Genomic DNA, 3827 nt, shown 5'->3' on the forward strand with positions numbered 1-3827 from the left:
CGCGAAGCGGCGTGACGGAGGGGGCGTCACTCCACCGACCTCGGCCGATGCACCGCCGTCACCAGCACGTAGCTGAGCAGCATCAGCAGGTACCAGGCGCCGAGCTTGCCGATCGACACCATGTGCCAGCCGTGGCGCTGGCTGGGATAGATCCAGGCGCCGGCCAGGGTGCCGAGGTTCTCGGCGAACCAAATGAACAGGGCCACCAGCAGCCCGCCCAGCAGGAACGGCATGCGCCGCGCGACGCGGTCGGGCGTGAACAGGAACCAGGTCCGCCCGAAGATCACCACCGACAGCGCGAACAGGCCCAGGCGGATGTCCGGCCCGTAGTGGTGGGTGAAGAAGTTGGCGTAGGCCAGGACCGCCAGCACCCAGGTGGTCCAGATCGGCGGATAGCGGACATAGGTCACGTCGAACAGCCGCCAGATCCGGGCGATGTAGCTGCCGATACAGGCGTACATGAAGCCGCTGAACAGCGGCACGCCGCCGATCTTCAGCAGGCCGGGCTCGGGATAGATCCATGAGCCGTGGGCGGTCTTGAACACCTCCATCACCGTGCCGACGACGTGGAAGACCAGGATGACCAGGGCCTCGTCCCAGCGTTCCAGCTTCAAGGCCAGCAGCGAGGCCTGGATGACAACCGAGGCGACGACCAGAAAGTCGTAGCGCGCCAGCGGCGCATCCTCCGGCCAGAACAGGTGCGTCCCGACGATCAAGGCCAGCATCAGCSCGCCGAACAGGCAGGCCCAGGCCTGCTTGAGGCCGAACAGCAGAAACTCGTAGGCCCCGCCGTTGAGGCGCGAGCGCTGCGCCCACGGCCGCGCCCAGGCGTCCAGCGCCCCGACCCGGCCCTTGATCCCGTCTTTGGCCCTAGCCGGAACGGGGGCGCCGGCGCCATATGTCGCCTCATGACCTCCTCGATCTTCCCGCCCGCCGCCGACAAGACCGCCCTGGAGCGCGGCGCCGCCATCGCCCCGCGTTTCGACGCCGCCGGCCTGGTCGCCGCCATCGCCCAGCACGCCGACACCGGCGAGATCCTGATGTTCGCCTGGATGAACGACGAGGCGCTGAAGCTGACCCTGGACACCGGGATCGCCCACTATTTCAGCCGCTCGCGGGGCAGCCTCTGGAAGAAGGGCGAGACCAGCGGCCAGTTGCAGGTCGTCACCGAGCTGCGGATCGACTGCGACCAGGACGCCGTGCTGATCAAGGTCCGCCCGCAAGGCGACGGCGGCGCCTGCCACGTGGGCTTCCGCTCGTGCTTCTACCGCGTCTGGGAAAACGGGGCGCTGGTCGAGCGGGAGGCTTAGGGCTCTTCTCATCGGGCCAGCCTGCGCCATCGACGTCCAGCCGATGGCCAAAGCGGTTGCAGATCGCGTGCAGACCTTTGGCCAGCCCGGCGCAAGTTCACCGAACGTCGTTACACTGGAGCCAATCTGTGCCATCCTCCTGCTGGGGTATTGGGGGGCGACAGATGGCCGAAGCGGCTTTGCGGACCGGTGCGAGGACTGACGCCTCGCGACACTTCTATTTCGCCATGGCGCTGACCTGCCTGGCCATCGCCGTGCTCGGCTTCATGCCGACCTATTTCCTGCCGATGGCCCAGGGCAAGTTCAAGGCCCCGCCGCTGACCCATATCCACGGCCTGGTGCTGTACGCCTGGATGGCGTTCTTCTGCACCCAGACCTGGCTGGTGGCGCAGGGCAAGACCATCGCCCACCGCACCTGGGGCGTGCTGGGCGTGGCGATCGCCACCGCCATGCTGTTCGTGGTCACCGCCGTCGTCTCGCTGCGGGTCGCCCAAGCCTCCTTGCCCGGTCAGCCGGAAGGCGTGGCCCATCAGGTGCGCGCCTTCGCCTGGGTGAGCATCGGCGGGATCGGCTTCTTCACCGCGCTGTTCGTCCTGGCCATCGCCAAGATCAGGCGGCCGGAGACGCACAAGCGCCTTCTGCTGCTGGCCACGATCTCGCTGCTGGGCGCGCCGATCGCGCGCTGGTTCCTGACCTTCCTAGCGCCGCCGCCCGGACCGCCGCCCGTCCTGCCGCCCGGCGTGCCCTTCGTGAGCGCGCCGCCGGTCTTCGTGGCCGTGCCGCCCGCCCTGGTCGGCGACCTGCTGCTGGTCCTGGCCATGTGGGTGGACTGGCGCACGCGCGGACGCGTCCACCCCGTCTATCTGTTTGGCGGAGCGGCCCTGCTGCTGCTTCACCTGACCCAGGTCCCGGTCGCGGAATCGCCGGCCTGGCAGGCGATCGCCGCCGCCATCGGCCACATCGCGGGCTGACCGCTTGCGCTGAACCGGGGCGCGGCGGACAAAGTCCGCATGACCACCGCCCAGTCCCTGATCGCCTTCGCCGTCGCCGCCGGCCTGCTGACCATCACCCCCGGCCTGGACACCGCCCTGGTGCTGCGCACGGCGACGGCCGAGGGCTGGCGGCGGGCGACCGCCGTGGCGGTGGGGATCGGGCTGGGATGCCTGGCTTGGGGCGCGGCGGCGGCGTTCGGGGCCGGGGCCCTGCTGGTGGCCTCGCAGACCGCCTACACGGCGCTGAAGTGGGCCGGGGCGGCCTATCTTGTCTGGCTGGGCGTCAACCTGCTGCGCAAGCCGCGTTCGGCGTTTGAGACCGGGGCGGGCGAGACGCCGCCTTCCGGAGGACTTGTCGCGGCCCTGGCCAAGGGGTTCTGGAACAACCTGCTCAATCCCAAGGTCGGGGTGTTCTACGTGTCGTTCCTGCCGCAGTTCATTCCGCCCGGCGCCAGCCCGGCCGCCTTCGGCCTGCTGCTGGCCGCGATCCATGTGGTCATGGGCCTGGCCTGGGCCGGCGGCCTGATCCTGGCCACCGCCCCGATCGCCAAGGCGCTGCGCAAGCCCGGCGTGGTCCGGTGGCTGGACCGGATCACGGGCGGGGTGTTCGTGGCGTTCGGCGTGCGGATCGCGCTGGAGCGGCGCTAAAGGCTTCGCAGGTAGGCGCAGAACATGTCGGCCATGGCGTCGCTGTAGGCCACGATCTCGTCGTCGGTTCGCGGCGTCTCCGAGAACGCCTTGCCCACCTGGCCCAGCGTCGTGGTGATCAGGTCGCCGGCCAGGACCCGGACGTCTTCCGGAGCGTCGGGCAGGGTCTCGCGCATGAAGACCTGCACCACCTGCGTTCCCTTGACCCGCACGGCCTGGGCCTCGGGCGCGTCGCGGTAGAGCGGGGCGGCGTCGTTGAGCGCCACGCGCATCTGAGCCTCTTCGCACTCGGAGCGGACGAAGGCGTGGACCAGGGCGCGCAGCCGGTCCAGCGGCGGCCGGCCAGCGTCCTCCAGGATGACCCGCAGCATGTCGGTCGTCTGGCGCCACTCGTCGCTTTGCAGCCGAAACAGGATCGCCGCCTTGTTCGGGAAGTACTGGTAGACCGAGCCGACGCTGACCCCAGCCTTCTCGGCCACCCTGGCCGTGGTGAAACGCCCCGCGCCCTCCTTGGCCAAAACCTGAACAGCCGCCTCCAATATGGCCGCCACAAGATCGGTCGAGCGGGCCTGCTGGGGCTGTTTTCGCGAGGAAATCCGGGGACTTGAGCGATCGGTCATGGCGGCTCGCGGTGATGCGAATAGGAAACCTGACGAATTAGTCGCATTTTTTCTTCGACACAACGACGCCCTTCGCGTCAGATCGGAGATCCCCCATGACGACCCTCACCAGCGCCCCCGTGGCGCCCCTGCTGGACCGCCTGTTCGAGGCGGCCGAGGCCACCTCGCCGGCGACCAACGCCTTCGCCGCCGCCCTGTCCGCCGAGGATCGCGAGCGCCTGATGCGCAGCAAGACCGACTATCTGGACCTCTACGGC

General features: G+C 69.3%; 5 protein-coding genes. 3 read left to right on the forward strand and 2 right to left on the reverse strand.

What is annotated here, in order from left to right; translation table 11 throughout:
• Nucleotides 1-26 precede the first annotated feature (26 nt).
• A complete protein-coding gene (locus AC1DZ6_RS21045; RefSeq protein WP_477099085.1) occupies nucleotides 27-857 on the reverse strand; it encodes a DUF817 domain-containing protein in 831 nt (276 codons plus the stop codon).
• A gap of 51 nt (nucleotides 858-908) precedes the next feature.
• Here AC1DZ6_RS21045 and hisI point away from each other — a divergent pair, with 51 nt between their 5' ends.
• From hisI to AC1DZ6_RS21060, 3 genes are all read left to right on the forward strand, one after another.
• Nucleotides 909-1310: a phosphoribosyl-AMP cyclohydrolase gene (gene hisI / locus AC1DZ6_RS21050; protein ID WP_477099081.1), complete on the forward strand. Its 402-nt coding sequence runs from the start codon at nucleotides 909-911 to the stop codon at nucleotides 1308-1310.
• Between the two features lie 164 nt (nucleotides 1311-1474).
• Nucleotides 1475-2281, forward strand: coding sequence for a hypothetical protein (locus AC1DZ6_RS21055; RefSeq protein WP_477099082.1), 807 nt, complete (start codon nucleotides 1475-1477; stop codon nucleotides 2279-2281).
• Between the two features lie 39 nt (nucleotides 2282-2320).
• Nucleotides 2321-2950 carry a LysE family translocator gene (locus AC1DZ6_RS21060; RefSeq protein WP_477099083.1) on the forward strand — a complete coding sequence of 210 codons (630 nt, stop codon included), beginning with the start codon at nucleotides 2321-2323 and terminating at the stop codon, nucleotides 2948-2950.
• On the opposite strand, the gene AC1DZ6_RS21065 is transcribed toward AC1DZ6_RS21060, so the two are convergent.
• On the reverse strand, nucleotides 2947-3570 hold the full coding sequence (locus AC1DZ6_RS21065) for a TetR/AcrR family transcriptional regulator (protein ID WP_477099084.1): 624 nt from the start codon (nucleotides 3568-3570) through the stop codon (nucleotides 2947-2949). The genes AC1DZ6_RS21060 and AC1DZ6_RS21065 overlap by 4 nt on opposite strands.
• Between the last annotated feature and the right edge of the window lie 257 nt (nucleotides 3571-3827).

This window comes from Caulobacter sp. P1_B12_2 (genome assembly GCF_056406675.1).